The organism is Pseudoleptotrichia goodfellowii (assembly GCF_007990505.1).
Classification (GTDB): Bacteria; Fusobacteriota; Fusobacteriia; order Fusobacteriales; family Leptotrichiaceae; genus Pseudoleptotrichia; species Pseudoleptotrichia goodfellowii.
This window is the reverse complement of the sequence record NZ_AP019822.1, coordinates 1,555,921-1,576,509: the sequence shown is the minus strand read 5'-3', so window position 1 is coordinate 1,576,509 and position 20,589 is coordinate 1,555,921. Positions and strand designations below refer to the sequence as shown.

General features: G+C 30.9%; 23 protein-coding genes. 22 read left to right on the top strand and 1 reads right to left on the bottom strand.

From position 1 onward, the window contains the following. Positions 1-177: 177 nt before the first annotated feature. A complete protein-coding gene (gene hpf / locus FVE72_RS07710; RefSeq protein ID WP_026737889.1) occupies positions 178-498 on the bottom strand; it encodes a ribosome hibernation-promoting factor, HPF/YfiA family in 321 nt (106 codons plus the stop codon). A gap of 221 nt (positions 499-719) precedes the next feature. Here hpf and FVE72_RS07705 point away from each other — a divergent pair, with 221 nt between their 5' ends. The 22 genes from FVE72_RS07705 to FVE72_RS07600 all read left to right on the top strand — a co-directional run bounded on the left by FVE72_RS07705 (position 720) and on the right by FVE72_RS07600 (position 20,574). Next, complete coding sequence (locus FVE72_RS07705; protein ID WP_006806331.1) at positions 720-1,082, top strand: Rid family detoxifying hydrolase; 363 nt, start codon at positions 720-722, stop codon at positions 1,080-1,082. Between the two features lie 140 nt (positions 1,083-1,222). Then, the gene (cls, locus tag FVE72_RS07700) at positions 1,223-2,746 is read left to right on the top strand and encodes a cardiolipin synthase (RefSeq protein WP_026737888.1); all 1,524 of its coding nucleotides are present in this window, start codon (positions 1,223-1,225) and stop codon (positions 2,744-2,746) included. A gap of 25 nt (positions 2,747-2,771) precedes the next feature. After that, entirely contained in the window at positions 2,772-3,737 is a 966-nt protein-coding gene (truB, locus tag FVE72_RS07695) for a tRNA pseudouridine(55) synthase TruB (RefSeq protein ID WP_036056153.1), read from the top strand. Between the two features lie 150 nt (positions 3,738-3,887). Then, positions 3,888-4,457 (top strand): crossover junction endodeoxyribonuclease RuvC, encoded by a 570-nt coding sequence (gene ruvC, locus FVE72_RS07690; protein WP_026737886.1) that lies wholly within the window; start codon positions 3,888-3,890, stop codon positions 4,455-4,457. A gap of 25 nt (positions 4,458-4,482) precedes the next feature. Continuing rightward, on the top strand, positions 4,483-4,953 hold the full coding sequence (locus tag FVE72_RS07685; protein ID WP_026737885.1) for a tRNA (cytidine(34)-2'-O)-methyltransferase: 471 nt from the start codon (positions 4,483-4,485) through the stop codon (positions 4,951-4,953). A 142-nt stretch (positions 4,954-5,095) separates the two neighbouring features. Next, positions 5,096-5,965, top strand: coding sequence for a thymidylate synthase (gene thyA / locus FVE72_RS07680; RefSeq protein WP_026737884.1), 870 nt, complete (start codon positions 5,096-5,098; stop codon positions 5,963-5,965). Between the two features lie 26 nt (positions 5,966-5,991). Beyond that, on the top strand, positions 5,992-6,468 hold the full coding sequence (locus tag FVE72_RS07675) for a dihydrofolate reductase (RefSeq protein ID WP_026737883.1): 477 nt from the start codon (positions 5,992-5,994) through the stop codon (positions 6,466-6,468). 24 nt (positions 6,469-6,492) lie between these two features. Beyond that, positions 6,493-7,065, top strand: coding sequence for a TetR/AcrR family transcriptional regulator (locus FVE72_RS07670; RefSeq protein WP_026737882.1), 573 nt, complete (start codon positions 6,493-6,495; stop codon positions 7,063-7,065). A 36-nt stretch (positions 7,066-7,101) separates the two neighbouring features. Then, positions 7,102-7,746 carry a lysophospholipid acyltransferase family protein gene (locus tag FVE72_RS07665; RefSeq protein ID WP_006806607.1) on the top strand — a complete coding sequence of 215 codons (645 nt, stop codon included), beginning with the start codon at positions 7,102-7,104 and terminating at the stop codon, positions 7,744-7,746. A 29-nt stretch (positions 7,747-7,775) separates the two neighbouring features. Then, a complete protein-coding gene (metG, locus tag FVE72_RS07660) occupies positions 7,776-9,677 on the top strand; it encodes a methionine--tRNA ligase (protein ID WP_026737881.1) in 1,902 nt (633 codons plus the stop codon). 36 nt (positions 9,678-9,713) lie between these two features. Continuing rightward, positions 9,714-11,114, top strand: coding sequence for a tetratricopeptide repeat protein (locus FVE72_RS07655; RefSeq protein WP_026737880.1), 1,401 nt, complete (start codon positions 9,714-9,716; stop codon positions 11,112-11,114). Positions 11,115-11,189: 75 nt separating this feature from the next. Beyond that, positions 11,190-11,678 carry a TlpA family protein disulfide reductase gene (locus tag FVE72_RS07650; RefSeq protein WP_006806599.1) on the top strand — a complete coding sequence of 163 codons (489 nt, stop codon included), beginning with the start codon at positions 11,190-11,192 and terminating at the stop codon, positions 11,676-11,678. A gap of 114 nt (positions 11,679-11,792) precedes the next feature. Further along, positions 11,793-12,056 carry a 30S ribosomal protein S15 gene (gene rpsO, locus FVE72_RS07645; RefSeq protein ID WP_006806612.1) on the top strand — a complete coding sequence of 88 codons (264 nt, stop codon included), beginning with the start codon at positions 11,793-11,795 and terminating at the stop codon, positions 12,054-12,056. Between the two features lie 89 nt (positions 12,057-12,145). Next, entirely contained in the window at positions 12,146-12,997 is an 852-nt protein-coding gene (locus FVE72_RS07640) for a lysophospholipid acyltransferase family protein (RefSeq protein ID WP_006806605.1), read from the top strand. Positions 12,998-13,097: 100 nt separating this feature from the next. Continuing rightward, positions 13,098-13,487 carry a hypothetical protein gene (locus FVE72_RS07635; RefSeq protein ID WP_006806602.1) on the top strand — a complete coding sequence of 130 codons (390 nt, stop codon included), beginning with the start codon at positions 13,098-13,100 and terminating at the stop codon, positions 13,485-13,487. A 12-nt stretch (positions 13,488-13,499) separates the two neighbouring features. After that, on the top strand, positions 13,500-15,074 hold the full coding sequence (gene rny, locus FVE72_RS07630; RefSeq protein ID WP_026737878.1) for a ribonuclease Y: 1,575 nt from the start codon (positions 13,500-13,502) through the stop codon (positions 15,072-15,074). A gap of 87 nt (positions 15,075-15,161) precedes the next feature. After that, a complete protein-coding gene (locus tag FVE72_RS07625; protein ID WP_026737877.1) occupies positions 15,162-15,941 on the top strand; it encodes a TIGR00282 family metallophosphoesterase in 780 nt (259 codons plus the stop codon). 1 nt (position 15,942) lies between these two features. Continuing rightward, entirely contained in the window at positions 15,943-16,875 is a 933-nt protein-coding gene (gene prmA, locus FVE72_RS07620) for a 50S ribosomal protein L11 methyltransferase (RefSeq protein WP_026737876.1), read from the top strand. Continuing rightward, positions 16,872-17,528 (top strand): (d)CMP kinase, encoded by a 657-nt coding sequence (cmk, locus tag FVE72_RS07615; RefSeq protein ID WP_026737875.1) that lies wholly within the window; start codon positions 16,872-16,874, stop codon positions 17,526-17,528. The genes prmA and cmk overlap by 4 nt, the downstream gene beginning before the upstream one ends. Before the next feature lie 166 nt (positions 17,529-17,694). After that, positions 17,695-17,970 (top strand): HU family DNA-binding protein, encoded by a 276-nt coding sequence (locus FVE72_RS07610; protein ID WP_026737874.1) that lies wholly within the window; start codon positions 17,695-17,697, stop codon positions 17,968-17,970. Positions 17,971-18,083: 113 nt separating this feature from the next. Beyond that, entirely contained in the window at positions 18,084-19,295 is a 1,212-nt protein-coding gene (locus FVE72_RS07605) for an MFS transporter (RefSeq protein ID WP_026737873.1), read from the top strand. 169 nt (positions 19,296-19,464) lie between these two features. Next, positions 19,465-20,574 (top strand): 3-deoxy-D-manno-octulosonic acid transferase, encoded by a 1,110-nt coding sequence (locus FVE72_RS07600; RefSeq protein WP_332069760.1) that lies wholly within the window; start codon positions 19,465-19,467, stop codon positions 20,572-20,574. Positions 20,575-20,589: the final 15 nt, after the last annotated feature.

Below are 20,589 nucleotides of genomic sequence, written 5' to 3'. Positions count from 1 at the left end.
ACAAACAAAATTTCCAATATTCAGAAAAATACACAGCATGGATTAAAAATGAAAGAAATAACCTTTGGGATATATAAAAAGTGCAGTTCAGTATAGATACCGTTCTGCACTTTTTAGGAAATATTAGCAAATCATACGATTAAAGTTAAAGTAACTTTTATATTAGAAAATTTATTATTAATGGCTACCTTTTTTATTATGGTCTTTTTGTTTTTCTTTATATTTTCTTACTTGTCTTTCCAATCTTTCTGATAATTCGTCAATGGCTGCATATAAATCATCGTTTCTGGCTTCAACTTTTATTTTTGTACCGCTTGCATAAACCAAGCCGTCAGCTTTATGGACATCCCCCTCGGTTTTCTTTTTTTCAACTGCAAGGACAATATCGACTTCAGTTATAGCATCTGTATACTTTGAAAGTTTATTAATCTTTTCTTCAGTATAACTTTTGATTGCATCCGTAATTTTCAATTGTTTTCCGCTAATAATGATTTTCATAGAACCACATCCTCTCATAATTCTCATTAATATTATAACTCATTATATAAAAATGTCAATATATCTTCATTATTTAGAGCTTAGTTTTGGCTTTTAATTCATTTTAATTATCGGTTTTAAGAAATTTAAAAAAGATTAAATAAAAAAACTGTTGTTATATATTGAAAATATGATAAAATATATTAAGATAAAAAATATTATATATTTCAGGAGGTAATCACATGAAAAAGATACCCGAAGCGGTAGGACCTTATTCCGCATTCAGAATTGCAGGAGATTTTCTATATATATCCGGGCAGTTGGGAATAAATCCCGAAACTCAGAATATAGATTCGGATACAGTTGAAGGTCAGGCAAAACAGGCATTGGAAAATATGAAGGCTATATTGGAAAATAACGGATATTCAATGAAAAATGTAGTGAAAACAACGGTTTTTCTTGATAAAATATCGGACTTTGTAGCAGTAAATAATATTTACGCAGGATATTTTGAAGAACCTTATCCTACAAGATCGGCTTTTGAAGTAGCTAAATTACCTAAAGGAGCTCTTGTAGAAATAGAAGCTATAGCTTATCTGAAATAAAATTAACTCGCAAATAAGGATTTTTGAGCCGTTTGAAAGATTGAAACAAATGCTTTTAAGCGGTTTTTATTTGAAAATACTTTCTAAAAATGATAATATATAATAACAGGTGAAATTTATAAATGAAAAGGGAGGTCTTTATGTTTAATCATTTGGGGAATTTATTAATATGGATTATATCCATAGAGCATATTCATTTAGCATTGTATATAGGCTTTGTAATCGCTATACTTGTATCGGAAAAAACGCCTGAAAGTATGGTAGCATGGATATTTACAATAACAGTATTTCCTATATTCGGCTTTGTTCTGTACGTTGTTTTAGGGGTAAACTGGAGAAAAAGTCGGATAACAGTTGATAAAAAAGGAAAAAGAAGAACTACCCTTTTGAACAGTTTTTCAGGGGAGTTTATGAAATATGATCCGACACAGCTTTTTGAATCCAAAGAGTTGCGAGTAAAAAATCTTGAAAAATCAATGGGGAACGCTAATATAAATGAGGAAGAAAAAGAGATTGTAAAACTTCTGTATGAATCTGAAAGAACGTATTTGACAAATAACGGCTCATACGAACTTTTTTATGACGGAAAAGAAGCATTTGATTCGATTATTAAAGATTTGGAAGAAGCAAAAGAAGTAATATATATGGAGTACTTTATATGGCGTTCGGATGAACTGGGAGAAAAAATAAAGAATCTTCTTATAAAAAAAGCAAAAGAAGGCTTGAAAATAAAACTTCTGTTTGACGGAATGGGCTCAATGGGAACTATTTCCAAAAAGTACAGAAAAGAACTCGCTGAAGTAGGTGTGGAATTCAGATATTTTCTGGATATAAAGTATAAAATTTCCAAACTCAATTACAGAAATCACAGAAAGATGACGATAATTGATAATAAAATCCTTCATACGGGAGGAATGAATCTCGGAGAAGAGTATATAACCGGGGGGAAAAGGTTTGAAACTTGGCGTGATACAAATATGAGAATAACAGGAGAGCTTGTAATTCACTATTTGGCCATATTTGCCACAGACTGGCTGAACAGCGGAGGTAAAGAAGATTTTGAAAGAGAAAAAATCGATAAAATAATAAAAGGAAATAAAGTCAGTCATCCTGATGCTTATTTAATGCAAGTTTCTTCAAGCGGTCCAGACACTGTGTGGGCATCGTTGAAATATATGTACTCAAAAATGATAGCCGTTGCAAAAGAAGAGGTTCTTATTCAAAGCCCTTATTTTATACCTGATACGTCCCTTATATCACAGTTGCAGATAGCTTCTCTTTCGGGCGTTAAAATAAAAATTATGATAACGGGAGTTCCTGATAAGAAAATCCCTTACTGGATTGCAGAAACGTATTTCGGAGAGCTGTTAGCTGCAGGAGTGGAGATATACAGATATAAAGCGGGATTTCTTCACTGCAAGGACATTGTAACGGACGGCAAAATTTCCACAATGGGAACATGTAACTTTGATATGAGAAGTTTTGAAATAAACTACGAAGTAAATTCAGTTTTTTACAATGAGGAAATCAGTCAAAATATAAGAAATCAGTTTTATAAAGATTTGGAACAATGTGAACAGATTAAAGAAGAAAATCTTAAAAAAATCGTATTCTGGAGAAAAATAAGAAATTCTTTATTTAGAGTTGTGTCGCCTATAATGTAGAAATTATTGAAGAAAATGAGGGATTATGACGGAAAAGAATAAATTTATCGAAGACGGAATGATTTTGTTGAATAAAAGAAAAGGGATAAGTTCCTTTAAAGCCATAAATGAGTTGAAAAGAGCGATCTATGCAGAAAAAATAGGTCATGCGGGAACTCTCGATCCCATGGCTGAAGGGCTTTTGATTGTAATGGTAAACGGAGCCACAAAATTTTCCGACGATTTAATGAAAAAAGATAAAGAATATTATGTAGAACTTGAGTTAGGCTATGAAACCGACAGTTATGATACAGAAGGAGCTGTAACTTTGAAATATGAAGGAGAAATTGAAATTTCAAAAGAAAAAATTTCTGAAATAATTTTCGGGTTTGTAGGAGATATAGAGCAGATTCCGCCGATGTATTCGGCTATAAAAGTAAACGGACAAAAATTATACGAACTTGCAAGAAAAGGCATAGAAACCGAAAGAAAAGCAAGAAAAGTAAAAATAAACTCAATCAGAGAAATCAAAATAAACAGTGAAAATCCGAAAAAAATCTCTTTTTATGCTGATGTAAGCAGCGGCACATATATAAGAACTCTTGTTAAAGATATAGGAGATAAAACGGGATTTTATGCGACGATGACTAAACTCGTAAGAACAAAAATAGATAAATTCAGTTTGGAAGATGCAGTGGATATAGGAAAAATAAATGAATATTTTAATATTTCTAAAATTAAAGATAAAATAAATTTGAAAGAAGTTGAATATATTTTTGATTATGAAAAAGTAATTACTAATTATGAGAAATATAAAAAATTGAAAAACGGAATGACAGTATTGTTTAAAAAAAATAAATTTAAAGATATAGAAAAAATAAATGAAAATAAAAAATATAAACTTTATTTGCATAACAAAACTTCTAAAGATAAAGAGTTTAAAGGAATAGTAAAAATTATAAAAAAAGGAACGGATATGATTTATATAAAAAGAGATAAATATTTTTTATAATTAAAGCATTTATTTTAAAAAACATAAAAATAATATATCTGTATCATTAATAAAATATTGGATTGATGAATGTTTTAAAAACAGTTTCGTAATTGAAAAAAGGATGTTTGTATGTTATAATGATAATCATTTTAAAAAATTAGGAGAAAAATGAGAATTTTAGGTATCGATCCGGGAACAGCAATAGTAGGCTATTCGGTTATAGATTTTGAAAAAGGAAAATACAAAGTTTTGGATTACGGATGTATTTACACCGATAAAGATGAAGATATGCCTGTCCGACTTGAGGAAATCTATGACGGACTGGATAATATAATAAAATTATGGAAACCTTCAGATATGGCAATAGAAGAACTGTATTTTTTTAAAAATCAGAAAACAATAGTAAAAGTAGGTCAGGCAAGAGGTGTTATAACTCTGGTCGGTCAAAAAAATAATATGAATATTTACAGTTACACTCCGTTACAGGTTAAAATGGGTATAGCCAGTTACGGTAGAGCCGAAAAAAAACAAATACAGGAAATGGTAAAAATTATACTCGGTTTGGAAGAAATACCGAAACCCGATGATGCTGCAGATGCTTTGGCAATTGCAATAACACATATTAATTCAAAAAATGGATTCGGAGGTTTTTCAAGAGGGGACAACATTACCAAAAAACTGGAAAAACTCAATTCAAATAAAATAAAATTATCCGATTATAAAAAACTTATGGGTTAAATAATCTGATTTTGAAAGGTGATTTATGAATATTGTTCTGTTAAATCCTGAAATTCCTTATAATACAGGGAATATAGGAAGAACATGTGTCCTGACAAAAACGAAACTCCATTTGATAAAACCTTTAGGTTTTTCATTGGATGAAAAAGCTGTCAAAAGGTCGGGACTGGATTATTGGAAAGATGTTCAACTTTACGTTTGGGAAGATTTTGAACATTTTTTTAAAGAAAATGTAGAAAATAAAAATGTAAATTTATATTTTGCAACAACTAAAACAAAAAGAAGATATTCAGATGTCAATTACGGGAAAAACGACTATGTAATGTTCGGTCCCGAATCGAGAGGGATTCCTGAAGAAATACTGAACAGGTATAAAGAAAACAATATAACAATACCTATGCTGCCTTTGGGACGTTCTTTGAATTTGTCAAATTCCGCTGCGATTATACTGTATGAAGCGTTAAGACAGAATGACTTTGAATATGAAAAAATATAGGAATTTAAAAAAGTTAAAATAACATTGTTGAATTTTAAGTATTATTTATAGTGAAGGAGGAATGATTTATTTGCCGTATTTTTACAGTAAAGCTGATTGAATTACGGGAATGGCGATAAGCCTTTATAAATCTTATTAATAAATGAAGGAATATTTGGAACTGGTAAAACACGTACTGGATAACGGCGTGAGAAAAGAAAACAGAACAGGAGTGGATACGATTTCTACTTTTGCTTATACCTATAAAGTGGATTTAAGTAAAGGATTTCCTTTACTTACTACAAAAAAAATGTATTTTAATTCTATGTTACATGAACTTTTCTGGTATTTAACAGGAGAAGAACACATTAAAAATTTACGGACAAAAACGAAAATATGGGATGCCTGGGCTGATGAAGAAGGCAGACTTGAAACAGCATACGGAAGATTCTGGAGAAGATATCCTGTCCCCGAAATTTCTTTGGATGGGGAAGTTTTTGCCGATGAAAATAATAAATGGACCAAAAGAGAAAAAAACGGGCAGCTTGTTTTCGATCAGATACAGTATATAATAGACACATTAAAAGAAATAAAAACAAATCCCAACCATAAAAACGGAAGAAGGCTTATAGTTCTTGCGTGGAATCCGGGAAATGCTTCAATAAGTAAATTACCACCTTGCCATTATACTTTTGCGTTCAATGTTTTGGGAAACAGGCTTAACTGTCATCTGACCCAAAGAAGCGGAGATATTGCCTTGGGGATACCGTTCAATCTAGCGTGTTATTCTTTGCTGACAATGATGATAGCTAAAGAATGCGGATATGAGCTGGGAGAGTTTTCACATACAATAATAGATGCTCATATTTATGAAAATCACATTGAAGGTTTGAAAGAGCAACTGACAAGAGAACCTTTAAAACTTCCGAAAATTACTATTGCGGATAAGCCTTTTGACGAACTTACTTTTGAGGATATTAAACTCGAAGATTACGAAAGTCATCCTGTAATAAAATTTGAAGTTGCAGTATAAAATATATCGAAGAAATAGGGATTAATATGTTTAGTATAATAGTAGCAATGGGGGAAAATAGAGAAATAGGGAAAAAAAATAAGCTGTTATGGCACATCCCCGAAGATTTAAAAAACTTTAAGAAAATAACAACAGGAAAAACAGTAATAATGGGCAGAAAAACTTTTGAAAGTATAGGAAAAGCTCTTCCTGACAGAAGAAATATAGTTCTGTCCCGTACTTTCGGGCAGGAAGAAGCCCGAAAATATGAGATAGAAGTATACGATAATTTCGATGATGTAATAAAGAATTTTTATAATGTTGATGAAGAAGTTTTTATAATAGGCGGAGAAGATGTATACATAACGGCTTTAAAATATGTTAAGAAACTATATATCAGTTACATAAAATTTTCAGATAAGGAGGCTGATGCGTATTTTCCAAAGATAGACTACAGAGAATGGGGAATGAGAGAAGAAAAACAATTTGAAAATTGGAATTTTAGTGTATATGAAAGATTATAAAAAAATTATTAGGAGAGAACAATTATGCCGAAAATAAAATTTACAAAAAAAGATATAGTTAAAGCTACTTACGAAATAATGAAAAATGAGGGAATAAAAAATATAAGTGCAAGAAAAATAGCAAGTAAATTTAAAGGATCTACCGCACCGATTTACGCAAATTTTTCTACAATAGATGAACTTAAAGAGGAAATTATAAAACTTGCAGAAGAAAAACTGGATGAGTATTTAAACGGACACTATTCGGATAAATGGGAAGAAGACAGAAAGATACTCAATACAGCAATAGGATTTGTTGTATTTGCAAGAGAAGAAAAAGAATTGTACAGAGCCATCTTTTTGGACGGTTCAAAAGGATTTAAAACATTATTTGATGAAACAATCGAAAAACTTTTAACAAAAGAGGAACTTCTTAAAAGTTTTCCTCAATTACCTGAAGAAGAAGCTAAATTGTCAGTTTTAAGACTGTGGTATTTCCTTTACGGATATGCAACTCTGGTTTGCACAAATGCTATTTTGGATCAGACAAATGAAGCGATAGAAAGAAGAATACTGGATATAGCCGAGCATTTTAAACAACTTCACGGATTAGAATAATCTTTCGGATTTTAAAATCTGAAATTTGGAGAAAGTATGAATAAGTATAAGTTTACAGGAATCGTTCTTCACATAATATACAGGATATTGAGCTTTATGACGAAAAAGGAATATCACTATGCCGATAATGTCGATATAGAAGTACAGAAAATAATGGTTTTTTGGCATAGAAAAATATTTACTGTGTGTAATGCTACAAGAACGATAAAAAAGAAGGCTTCTATGGTAAGTTCTTCCAAAGACGGAGAAATTCTTTCGGAATTACTCAGAAGGGAAGGAAATGAAATTATCAGAGGCTCTTCAAATAAAGATAATATAAAAAGTTTAAAAGAATCGATAAAATTTGTTAAGAAAGGATATTCCCTGGGAATCGCCATAGACGGACCGAAAGGTCCTATATTTGAGCCTAAAGCAGGAGCAATTTATATTGCACAAAAGACAGGACTGCCTATAATTCCTGTCAGTTCTTTCTGCAATAAAAGATGGATTTTCAGGAATGTCTGGGACAGACTTGAAATACCGAAACCTTTTTCAAGGAATGTTCACTATGTCGGAGAACCTTTTTATATATCAAAAGATATTTCTATAGAAGAAGCAACAGAAATTGTCAAAGAAAATATTCATAAAGCAGGAAGAAGAGCTTATGAAATATACAGAAATAAATATATTTTAAAAAAATAATCATCGTAAAACAGTAGGAGGAAGAAAAAATGTCCAATTCATTTTATATAACATCGCCGATATACTATCCTAACGCAGCCCCTCATGTGGGAACTGCTTATACAACAATTATCTGTGATGTAGTTTCGAGATATAAGAGGATTAAAGGATACGATGTGTCATTTATGACAGGAGTAGACGAACATGGTCAGAAAATACAGGAAGCAGCCGAAAAAAACGGCTATACCCCTCAACAATGGGTAGATAAAATGTCATTGAATTTTACTACATTATGGGAAAAACTTAATATATCCAATACAGACTATTTGAGAACGACTCAGGAAAGACATATAGAAAGTGTCAGAGAAATAGTAAAAAGAGTAAATGAAAAAGGCGATATATACAGGGGAGAATATGTAGGAAAATACAGTGTTTCCGAAGAAACTTTTGTTCCCGAAAATCAGCTTGTAGACGGTAAATATATGGGGAAAGAAGTAATAGACGTAAAAGAAGTTTCTTATTTTTTCAGATTGTCTAAATATGAAGATGCTCTTTTAAAACATATAGAAGAAAATCCCGATTTTATAAAGCCTGAAAGTAAAAAAAATGAAGTAGTGGCTTTTATAAAACAGGGATTACAGGATTTATCCATATCGAGAACTACTTTTGACTGGGGAATACCTCTTGAGCTTGAAAAAGGACATGTTATTTATGTGTGGTTTGACGCACTTACTGTTTATCTTACAGGGGCAGGATTTAAAAAAGACGAAAAAGAATTCGGAGAAATATGGTCGAACGGCAAAGTAACACATGTTATAGGGAAAGATATACTAAGGTTTCATGCTATCATATGGCCTGCTATGCTTATGTCTGCAGGAATAAAATTGCCGGATACGGTAGCAGCTCACGGTTGGTGGACTGTAGAAGGAGAAAAAATGTCCAAATCTTTGGGAAATGTTGTAAATCCTGAAGAAGAAGTAAAAAAATATGGATTGGATGCTTTCAGATATTATTTGATGAGAGAAGCGACTTTCGGACAGGATGCCGATTACTCAAAAAAGGCTATGATTCAGAGAATAAACTCGGATTTAGCCAATGATTTGGGAAATCTCTTAAACAGAACGATTGGAATGCAGAAAAAATACTTTAATTCTGAAGTTGTTTTGAATAAGATTGAAGATAAATATGACATCGAAATAAAGGATTTATGGGAAAAGACAGTGGAAGATCTGGATATTCACATGAATGAATTTCAGTTTTCAGAAGCATTGAAAGACATTTGGAAATTCATAGGAAGAATGAATAAATACATTGACGAATGTGAGCCTTGGAATCTGGCAAAAGACGAAAGTAAAAAAGACAGGCTTTCTACAGTAATGTATAATCTTGTAGATTCTCTTTATAAAATTTCAATGCTGATTTATCCTTTTATGCCTGATACAGCTGAAAAAATAGTAAGACAGTTAGGTTTGAATATTGACTTCAATACTTTAAAACTTGAAGATATAAGAAAATGGGGAAGCTATCCTGCAGGAAATAAATTAGGTGAAGCGGTACCTCTATTTCCGAGAATTGAAATTGAGCCTGAAAATAAAAAAGATTATAATGAAAATCTGCACATAGAAAATCCTATAACAATAAATGACTTCAATAAAGTCGAGATTAAAGTTGTAGAAATAATAAAAGCTGAAAAGATAAAAGATGCTGATAAACTTCTGAAATTTATTGTAGATACGGGAACTGAAAAAAGGCAGATTGTTTCGGGAATTGCCAAATGGTATCCTGACGAAAAAGAACTTATAGGTAAAAAAGTAACGGCAGTATTGAATTTGGAGCCTGTAACTTTAAAAGGGGAATTGTCCCAGGGAATGTTACTGACAACAACAGAAAAGAAAAAAATCCGTTTAATTGAAATAAGTAAAGAAGTAAAAACGGGATCTATTGTAAAATAAAATATTTTTAACTATGAAGGATGATGACGAAAAACTATGAGAAAATCAATAGCAGGTTTTATATTATTCCTTTTAATTCTTGTGTCCTGCGGAAAAACAGAAAAAGGATATGATTCTCTCGAAAAAGGATTATTGGGGATATTGGAGAAAAAAGAAGAGGGGTATGTAAGAAAGTATTTGGAGCAGTCAGCAAAAGAAGAAAATTCCGATGCTTTCGGATTGGCTTATTTATATTGGCAAAATTCAGGGGAAGACTTTTTTAACAAGTTCTTGAATAAAAGTAACGGAAATGCGGAATTTTACAAAGCTCTTATACTGAAAGGGAAAAGTGATTCCGAAAAAGAAGTGATTAATTTACTGGAAAGTGCTGCAAATCAGGGGAATTACAAGGCTTACTATATGTTAGGGAATATTTTTCAGGATAAGCTTGAGTTCACAAAAGCACAGGAATACTTTAAAAAAGGTAAAGAACGGGGAGAAATTTATTCTGTGTATTCTTATGATTATAATAAAAATTTGACAGGGATATACAAAAGAATAGAAGAACTTAATAAAAAACTTCAGGGAGGTACAATAAATCCCAATGAAAAAAAAGAATTGGGAACACTTATTCTGGAAAAATTTTCCAACTATAATGCGGCTTATGATATATTAAAGGAATTTATAGCCGAAGAATATCCGCCTGCACTTTATTCCAAAGCAAAAAAACTCGAAACAGAAGATAAAGATCAGGAAGCTGTGGAAATATATAATCAGCTTTTTGCCAAAAACAGATATTATCTGGCTTCATTCGAGTTGGCATATAAGCTTGTAAACTCAAGCAAAAACTATGAACTTGCTATCAGAGTCTTGGAAGACACAAATTCCGATGATTCACTGATTACAGGATATAAAGGGTATATATATGAAAATATGAAAAATTATACTAAAGCAGAAGAAAATTATTTGAAGGCGATCCATAAGAATGATGTGGATATGATGACTTATCTGGGGAAACTTTACGAAGAGAAAAAAGAAGTAAAGAAAGCCAAAGAAATATATAATAAAGCTTATTCTGCAGGTTCAATATCTTCAGGATACAGATTGGCGAATCTTATAGAAAAAACCGACAAAGAAAAACCTGAAAAAGATAAAAAAAGTTCACAGAAAAAAACCGAAAGAAACAATAAAAGTGCAAAAAAAATATTGGAAAGACTGGCAGAAAGCGGAGACGACTACTCAATGGTGGATTTGAGTCTTTATTATCCTGAAAAAGATAAAAATGTCAGAATATTGAACCTGAAAGCTGCAGCAAGATTAAATGATACGGCTTTTCATAATTTGGGTGTTTATTATTATAATAATAAAAATAAAGATAAAGCAAAACAATATTTTAAAATAGCAAAAGATTACGGTTATCATCTTGAACCTGAATATGAAGCTTTTATAAGTATATAAAAGTAATATTCAAAAAGAAATAAAAGATTTGTATAGTAAAATATAAAGGTATAAATACAGTAAGAGGAGAAAACAATGAAAAAAATAATATTTTTATTAGTAATAGTCTTATTTGCAATAGGATGCGGTAAAAAATCTGATGTTAAAGCTGAGTCTGACGGAAAAATTTCTAATTTCAGTTTGGAAGATTTGAACGGGAATAAATATGAAAGTTCAAAAATTATAAACAACGGTAAAAAAACTTTGTTTGTAGTTGCTGCTGAATGGTGTCCTCATTGTAGAGCCGAAGCACCTGATATTCAAAAGTTTTACGATGAATATAAGGATAAAGTAAATGTTATAGTTGTATATTCAGAAGCAAATTCAAGCTTGGATAAAGTAAAAGAATATGTTAAAAATAATGAATACACATTTCCTATATACTATGATTCCGGCAGTGAAATATTAACAGGATTTAAAGTTCAGGCATTTCCTTTTAATTTGATAATGGACGGAAATAAAATCATTAAGGAACATAAAGGGGAACTTACCTATGATTTACTTGTAGAGGAATTCGGCAAATAATTTTAGCACTTTACAAAAGGTTATAAATATGATAAGATAATTGTGAATTTTTTCTATGAACATAAGTTGCCGTTATGTTCTTGGATTAAATAATAAAAATTAGGAGGAAATAAAATGGCAATGAGATCAAAACAGGAAATTATTACACAATATGGTAAAAATGCACAGGACACAGGTTCTGCAGATGTACAGGTAGCTTTACTTACTGAAAGAATAAATCACTTAACTGAACATTTGAGAACACATCCTAAAGATGTTCACTCAAGAGTAGGATTATTGAAAATGGTCGGTAAAAGAAGAAGACTATTAAACTACGTTAAAAACAGAAACGTGGATAATTACAGAGAATTAATCGAAAAATTGGGAATAAGAAAATAATAAATATATTTTCAAAAAGAAGAGAGCGTAGACGATATGCTCTCTTTTAACTAAAGAAATGTTAGGAATAGTCAAGGGAGAATAAATATATGAAATATAAGCCAGGAGAAATTGTTGCAGGCTGGAATGCCATTGTTTTCAGGAAAGTTTTATCGGTTTTTCCGTTGAAATTCAGATACAAGTTTTTTGAAAGTGTGGGAATGGCAGCTTATTATCTTATAAAAAAAAGAAGAGAATTGACAATAGATAATATAAAACATGCATTTCCTGAAAAAAGCAAAGAAGAGATAATAAATATAGCAAAAGAATCATATAAAACCATGGGGAAAATGATAATGACTTCAATTTATCTGAAAGAAGTAACTTCCGGTGGGAATACAGTGCTTGAAAATGAAGAACTTATGCTGAAAGCCTGTGAAAATGATAAAGCGGTTATAATCGTATCACTTCATTCGGGCGGATTTGAAGCCGGCAGCATTATGAGAAATATAAGAAAATTTTATGCTGTATTCAGAAAGCAGAAAAACAAAAAGCTGAATGATTTGATGGCTAAATGGCGGGAAGAAGGAGGACTTCATTCGATAGCTTTGAGAGATTCGGAGACTTTGAATGACGCACTCAGAAATAAAACAATAATAGCTCTGGCATCGGATCATTATGCAGAAGATATACCTGTAAAATATTTCGGCAGAGAAACAACAGCTGTATCGGGTCCCGTTTTACTCGGACTAAAATATAAAGTACCTTTAGTACTTGCTTATTCTGTTTTTGAAAACGGAAAAATCAAAATCATAAATAAAGAAATTATAGAAATTGAAAAGAAAGAGAATCTTAAAGAAACAGTAAAATTCAATATGCAAAAAATATTTTATAAATTTGAAGAGATAGTAAAAGAAAATCCCGGGCAATATATGTGGCAACATAAGAGATGGAGAAGTTGAAAATAAAATTTTTTAAAAAAGAATAATTTAATTTTTATATACTCTTGAATAAGAAAAAAAAGTATGGTAAAATTAGAATAGCGAAATTTTTGGAGGGAAAATGAAAAAATATTTGTTTCTGCCAATTTTGTTGATTTTTATAAATTGCACTACTGTTAATTTAACTCTTGTTGAGTCTGATAAAGTCAATAAAGAAGTTACAGATACAATTGTAGAATTAAAAGAAGCTGCAAATTTTAATAAATACGAAAAATTAAAAGAATTTTTTTTACCTACATTTAAGAATAATATTATCTTAGATAATATTAAAAAGTACGATCTTTCGAAATTGACATTTATATTTTCAGAGGTAAAAGCTGTTTCAAAAAATAAAGCATCCGGCTTGATGATAATAAACTATGGGTCGGAAAGTAATTATTATATAGTAAATTGGAAAATGACAAATGAAAATGGACAATGGAAAATTTCAGATGTAGCGGAGAAAAAATAGGAAAGGAGAAATATGCATATATCAATAGTTATATTATTGATTGTTATTTTTTCTTTTTTAGCTTTTTTTATAGCCTATTTTTTTGGAAGTTCCGTTTTTAAAAAGAAATACGGGGAACTCAGTGAATTGGAATTGAGAATAGTTGATGCAAAAAGAAGACTGGAATCATCTAAAAAAGAAGTTGAAAGAGAAATAGAATCATTTAAAAAAGAAGAAACACTGAAAGTAAAAGAAACACTGCTGAATGAGAAAAAGATAGCAGATGAAGAAATAAAAAAAATGAAGTCTGAAATAGTTTCCAAAGAAGAAAGACTTGCAAAAAAAGAAGAAACTCTTGAAACTAAAATGGAAAGACTTGAAGAGAGAGAAAGCAAAATTGAAAGACAACGTGAAAAAATTTCAAGAAAAGAAATAGAATTAAACGAATTAATTCAAAAAGAAGAAAAAGAACTGGAAAGAATTTCCGAATTGACAAGAGAGGATGCTTCTAAAATAATTCTTACAAGGCTTGAAAATGAGTTGGATCATGATAAAGCAGTCTTGATAAGAGATTTTGAATATAACCTTGATAGAGAAAAAGATAAGATTTCCAAAAGAATTATATCTACTGCAATAGGAAAAGCATCTGCAGATTATGTAGTGGATTCGACAATATCGGTTATTCAGCTTCCGAGTGAAGAAATGAAAGGTAGAATAATCGGACGTGAAGGAAGAAATATAAGAGCAATAGAATCGGCAACAGGAGTGGATCTTATAATAGACGATACACCTGAAGCAGTAGTTCTTTCATCTTTTGACGGAGTAAGAAGAGAAGTAGCGAGAATTGCCCTTGAAAAATTAATATCCGACGGAAGAATACATCCTACAAAAATAGAAGAAGTAGTTCAGAAAGCACAGGAAGAAGTCGAAGAAAGTGTACTGGATGCGGCTGAACAGGCGATACTTGAAGTAGGAATACCGACACTTCCGAGAGAAGTTTTAAGAGTATTCGGAAGACTTAAATTCAGAACATCTTTCGGACAGAATATATTGCAGCACTCAATAGAAGTGGCACATATTGCAGCAGCATTGGCAGCGGAAATAGGAGCGAATGTTGATATAGCCAAAAGAGCAGGATTACTCCATGATATAGGGAAAGCTTTTTCCCATGAACAGGAAGGTTCGCATGCAATAAACGGAGGAGAGTTCTTAAGAAAATTCTCCAAAGAAAATGAATTAGTTATAAATGCTGTAGAAGCTCACCATGATGAAGTGGAACAGTTAAGTATAGAAGCGGTACTTGTTCAAGCAGCCGATTCCATATCGGCATCAAGACCGGGAGCAAGAAGAGAAACTTTATCCAATTATTTGAAAAGATTGGAACAGCTCGAAGAAATTGCAAACAGTCACGAAGGAATCGAAAGTTCCTATGCAATTCAGGCAGGAAGAGAGTTAAGACTTATTGTTCATCCTGACAGAATAAATGACGATAAAGCAGTTATTTTATCAAGAGAAGTAGCAAAAGAAATCGAGGAAAAAATGCAATATCCGGGACAAATAAAAGTAACAGTCATAAGAGAAACAAGGGCTGTAGAGTATGCAAAATAAAATTTTAAAAGTATCAAAGAATAGTATTAAAATATTATTTTTGATACTTTTCTTTATATCATAAAGTGTTGAAAGAAAGAGGAGAAAATGAAATTTTTAATAATAGGAGATATAGTCGGCGAGCCGGGGAGAAATATTTTGTTTAAATATTTAAAGAAAAGAAAGCAGAATTATGATTTTATAATAGTAAACGGAGAAAATTCTGCAGGAGGATTCGGAATAACAGGAAAAATAGCCGATCAGATTTTTGCTCATGGAGCCGATGTAATAACACTGGGAAATCATAGTTGGGACAGAAAAGAGATTTACAGTTACATAAATGAAGAAAAAAGAATGATAAGACCTATAAACTTTGTAAAAGAAGCACCGGGAAGAGGATACACAATAATAGAAAAAAAAGGGAAAAAAGTCGCAGTTATTAACGCACAGGCAAAAGTATTTATGCCGCCTATTGCCTGTCCTTTTTTGGCAATAGACGAAATAATACCTGAAATTTCCAAAACAGCAGATATTATTATTTTGGATTTTCACGGAGAAGCTACATCGGAGAAGTTGGCAATGGGATGGAACTTAAATGGGAAAGCATCTCTGGTTTACGGAACACACACTCATGTTCAGACAGCTGATGAAAGAGTTTTACCGGGAGGAACTGCCTATATAACTGATGTAGGAATGACAGGAGGACATGACGGTGTACTGGGAATGAATAAAAGAGAAAGCCTGCAAAAATTTAAGGACGGAATGCCTTCAAAATATTCTGTTTGCGAAGATAATATAAAAATAAACGGAATTGAAGTGGATATTAATGAGAATAACGGGAAAGCCCTATCTATAAGAAGAATTAATATGCACTATGACGAGGTTTAAAATGGAATGGATAAAAGTTAAAGTGGAGTATTTTTCCGATAATTCGGAAATATCAAAAGCAAAAATAATAAATATTTTTGAAGAAATCGGAATAAAACAGATAGAAGCTGTCGACTATTTTTCCGATAATTCTTTAGATTATAACGAAAACTTTAAAAGTAAAAATGATATATGGAGCATTATCGGTTACGTTATAAATAACAGATTTGCAAAATCAAAGCTGAAAATAATAAAACATGCTCTTGAAGAATATTCGGAAGAAAACGAGGACTTCGGATATGAAATTTATACTTCGGAATGTTCTGACGATGACTGGAAAGATGAATGGAAAAAATATTTTCATACTGCAAAAATAACAGAAAATATAGTCATAAAACCGAGTTGGGATGAGTATGAGCCTGCAGGGAATGAAAAAGTAATAGAAATAGATCCCGGAATGGCTTTCGGTACAGGAACTCACGAGACGACAAGTTTATGTGTAGAATTTCTGGAAAAATATTCGGAAAATAAAGATAAACTTCTGGACATAGGATGCGGTTCCGGAATTTTAATGCTCATAGGAAAAAAACTCGAGATAAATAAAGTTACCGGAATAGATATTGATGAAAAAGTAGAAGAAGTTGTAAAAGAAAATTTTGCAAAAAACAATATTCATGAAAACTTTGAAGTTATAATAGGAAATCTTGTAAATAATATAAATGAGAAATATGACATTGTTGTGTCAAATATTCTTGTGGATGTTTTGACAGAATTACTTGAAGATATTGAAAAAGTGTTGCTGAAAGATTCTGTCATAATATTTTCGGGAATTTTAAAAGAAAAAGAAGAAATGTTTCTTGAAAAAACGAAATTATATAAATTGGAGCAAATTGACAGAAATGAAAAAAATAATTGGGTATCTCTGGTATTCAGATATAAAGGAGAATTATTATGATAATCGCTGTTGACGGACCGGCAGGAAGCGGAAAAAGCACTATTTCAAAATTGGTTGCAAAAGAACTGGGAATGATACATCTCGATACAGGTGCGATGTATCGTCTGTTTACTCTGAAATTATTGAAAGAAAAAGTTTCTTTTGAAGATAAGGGTAAAATTAACGAGTTACTTGAAAATCTTGATATTAATATTGAAAATGACAGATTTTTTCTGGATGGAAAAGATGTAAGTGAAGAAATAAGAAAATCGGAAGTTTCCGAAAATGTATCGGAAGTTTCTGCGATTAAAGAAGTAAGAGAGGAAATGATAAATCTGCAAAGAAAGTTTTCTTCTTCAAAAGACGTTATTCTTGACGGTCGAGATATAGGAACTGTTGTCTTTCCCAATGCCGATATAAAGATATTTTTGGTGGCGGATCCTAAGGAAAGAGCCGAAAGAAGATATAAGGAAGTAATCGGAAAGGGCGGGAAAGCATCTTTTCAGGAAATTTATGAAAGTATAGTAAACAGGGACAGGCTTGATACTGTTCGGGAAATTTCTCCGCTGAAAAAAGCTGAAGATGGAATCGAAGTGGATACCACAGGAAAAACTATAGAAGAAGTAAAAAATATGATTTTAAGTATATATAAAACAAAAAGTAACATCTGTTAGCTATATAAATAATCAAACTTAGATTTTGCATAAAAGGCTGAAAGCCTTATTTATAGCCACAAAACATCTTCAAACAGCTATCTAAGACAAAAAAAAGCTGGACAAATGGCTAAAATAGTGTATAATATGCTTAAATTAAAATATATAAATAACGGAGGTTAATATTATGTCAAAAAAAGAATTTGTTGAGGCTTATGCAAAAGCTACAGGAGAAACTAAAAAAAGAGCAGAAGAATTAGTAAATGAGTTTTTAGGAACTGTTGAAAAATCATTAGCTAAAGGAGAAACTGTTCAATTCGTTGGATGGGGAACATTCGGAGTACAAAAAAGAGCTGCAAGAACAGGAAGAAACCCTCAAACAGGAAAAGAAATTAAAATAGCTGCTAAAAAAGTAGTTAAATTTAAAGTCGGTAAAAAATTAGCTGATAAAGTAGCTAAATAAGAAAAGAGAAATCAAAAATAAACAGGACTGTTTTGATGTAGATTTATTTATCTGTATGACAGTCCTTTTTAACTTTATTAAGAAGAAAAATAATTAACATTGGGAGATGGGGTATGAAAAAAATATGGATTAATAAAAATTTTGCTTTTTTATGTGTGTCTGCTCTTTTTGACGGAGCTGCAACACAATTTTCGATATTTTTATTTCCTTTAATAGCGATTTACCTGTATAATACTAACGTAATGCAAACTTCATTAATTACATTTGTAACATTTATACCGAATTTATTTTTGGCAAATCATGCGGGAATTTTTGTAGATAGACACAGAAAAAAGAAAATTTTATTAATTTGTAATATTATTTCGATGGTATTGATATTCTTATTAATATTACTGATAATGCTTAATGTAAAAAATATAATATTATTCTATCTTGCAATATTATTATCAAATACTGTCAGAGTTTTTTATACTCTAACATACGGAGCATATATTCCTGTTTTGGTGGGAAAAAAAGATTTGAAGTCTGCAAATGTTGTACTGGAAATAGTTAATTCATTTGTACAGGTAATATTCCCTTCTCTGTTGGGTATATTAACAAAATATATAGCTCTTCCGTTAATGACTGTAGGATACGGAATATCCCATGTGATCTCTTTAATAGGGCAGTTATTTATAAAAGATAAAGAAGAAAAAATAATCAAAACAGATTCAGATTCAGAGGAAAGCTGTATTGAAGAAATAAGAAAAAGTTATATTTTTGTTTTTAGTAATGAACTTTTGCGTCCTATTATAATTTGTTACATAGTTCTTGTTTTTTGTATCGGAATTTTTACATCGGTTCAGTCTTTTTATATTTTAAAAGAATTAGGGCTTGATAAAAGTAAATTAGGATTAATAATGGGAATAGGAAATACCGGATTTTTTATAGGAAGTTTTTTAACTCCGATATTATCTAAAAAAATAAAACCGGCAAAGCTGATCTTATTTTCCATAAGTTTGTACTTCGGAGGATATGTCTGTTATTTTATATTTAACAGTATAACGGGTCTGATAATAGGACAGATATTGATAAGTACTGCAATTCCTGTTTATAATATAAATGTCGTTACTCTGCATCAAAGTATTACACCGATAGAAAGGTTGGGAAGTACAACTTCAATATTCAGAGTGTGCGGAAGAGGATTAGTTCCTGTAGGAGCCTTAGTCGGCGGTATATTGGGAGGACTTTTTACATCAAGATATACTGTCTTGATTTCGGCATTTATTATGTTATTTTCGGGAATATCAATAATCTGTTCAAAAAAATTAATGAAATGGGGATAAAACAGAAATACTGAAAAAAGGAGAAATATATTAAGCGAAATGCTTTTATATTGTTATAGAAATGATAATTTATAATATATTAAGGTTTATTTTATACATTCCGATTTTTATAATTTCTTTATTTAATAAGAAGACGAGAGAATTTTTTAAGAAAAGACTGTTTCAGGACTTGAAAAATCGGGATTTTCTAAAAAAAGAAGAAAAAGCGGTATTTATACATATGTCGTCTGTAGGTGAGTTTAATTTATCCAAAGAGCTTATTGAAAAACTGCTCGAAAGAAAAGAAAAAATAATAATATCTGTTATGACCGATACAGGAAAAGAAGCTGTAACGAAAGCATACGGAAATAATAAAAATATTAAAATAATATTTTTTCCTTTGGATGATTATTTTATGTTGAGAAAAGTATATAAAAATTTTTCCGTAAAAAAGACGGTTATAATAGAAACGGAAATTTGGCCTAATTTATATCAGACAGCAGAAAAATACTCGGAACTTTATATTATAAACGGCAGACTGACCGAAAAAAATATGAAAACATACAGAAAAATAAAGCCTCTAATAAAAAAAACACTGAATAAAGTAAAAAAAATAATGATTCAAAGCGAGGAAGACAAAGAGAGATATTTAGATTTGGGAGTAAAAAAAGAAAAAATATATGTATTTAAAAATTTAAAATACTCCATAAAATATGAAATTTTGTCTGAAAAAGAGAAAAAGGAGCTTTTAGATAATTATACTATAAACGGAAGAAAAATAATCGTTTGCGGGAGTACTCGTCCGGGTGAAGAAAAAATATGGATTGAAGTGTTTAAGGAAATAAACATAAATAGCGTGTATCAGCTGATAATTGTGCCGAGGCATTTGGACAAAATCAGTGAAATTGCTGATGAAATAAAACAAACTTTCGGAGAGGAAAACTTTTCTCTATTGTCTGAAAATAAAAAAAATGATATTATATTAGTCGATAAAATGGGAATGTTAAGAGATTTTTATCAATTAGCCGACTTTGTATTTGTAGGGGGGACTCTTGTAAATATAGGAGGGCATTCGATACTGGAACCTCTTTATTACGGTAAAATGCCTATAATCGGGGAATATTATCAAAATATAGAGGAAATAGTAAAAGAAGCGAAAAAAATGAAGTTTATAAAAATTGTCAAAAATAAGAATGAAATAACAGAATACCTGAAAAAATCTGAAATAATAAACACATCGGACTTTTTTAAAAAAAATGATGAAATAGATAAAATTTTAAAAGAACTGTATGGTGATTAGAGAAAGGAAAGTAAA